General features: G+C 42.1%; 1 protein-coding gene. It reads right to left on the bottom strand.

Annotation, left to right across the window (positions count from 1 at the left end; all coding sequences use genetic code 11):
* Positions 1–27 precede the first annotated feature (27 nt).
* Positions 28–833, bottom strand: an 806-nt coding sequence (locus CIK99_RS10580) for an IS3 family transposase (RefSeq protein WP_144007971.1), incomplete at its 5' end; no start/stop codon positions are given.

The following is an 833-nucleotide window of genomic DNA, read 5'->3' as shown; positions in this document are numbered from 1 at the left end:
TGAAATGAACCCAAAAAGTTGGACGGGTTAATAACTGTGAGCCTGTTCGAATGCCTTTCTGTATAAAACAGGTGACATACCGTTGAGTCTCAATTTTATTCTTTCATTATTGTAGTATTCCATATACTCTTTTAAATCAGTTATAAATGAATCCATCGATGTGTATTCCTTTGCATACAGCAGCTCCGACTTCATTATTCCAAAGAAGTTCTCCATCACGGAATTGTCAAGACAATTTCCCTTTCTCGACATGCTCTGAATAATATGGTGGTTCTTCAGGCTTCTCTGGTATGCGGCATGCTGGTAGTGCCATCCCTGGTCAGAGTGCATCAGCATGCCATCTGTAGAGCCAACTTCGTCATAAAGTTGGTTAAGCATGTCCATCACCATCTTGAGGTTTGGAGACTCTGAGATTACATAGGAGAGAATCTCACCATTAAACATGTCAAGCACTGGTGAGAGATAAATTTTGGAACCGCCTATGTTTATTTGGGTTACGTCGGTAGCTACCTTTTGCAAAGGCCTTTCTGCCGTGAAATCCCTGTTAATCACATTGGGCGCAGTCTTGCCGACATCACCCTTGTATGACCTGTATCTCACTTTACGCACCTCACATTTAAGCCCCAACTCATCCATGAGTCTTTTGACTGTCTTATGGTTGATGCCATGGACATCTTTTCGCAACTCCTCAGTCACTCTCCGATACCCGTACCGGCCTTTGTGCTTGTGGAATATTGTTGCTATTTTGTCCTTCACATCCTTGTATTTGTCATCATTGCCAATATTTTTCATGTGATAGTAAAAAGTGCTGCGTGCCATCTTCTTCAACTCCA

The sequence above is a fragment of the Prevotella sp. P5-92 genome (genome assembly GCF_002251245.1).
Classification (GTDB): Bacteria; Bacteroidota; Bacteroidia; order Bacteroidales; family Bacteroidaceae; genus Prevotella.
Note: the sequence above shows the minus strand (reverse complement) of the source record. Positions and strands in the feature narration are given on the sequence as shown.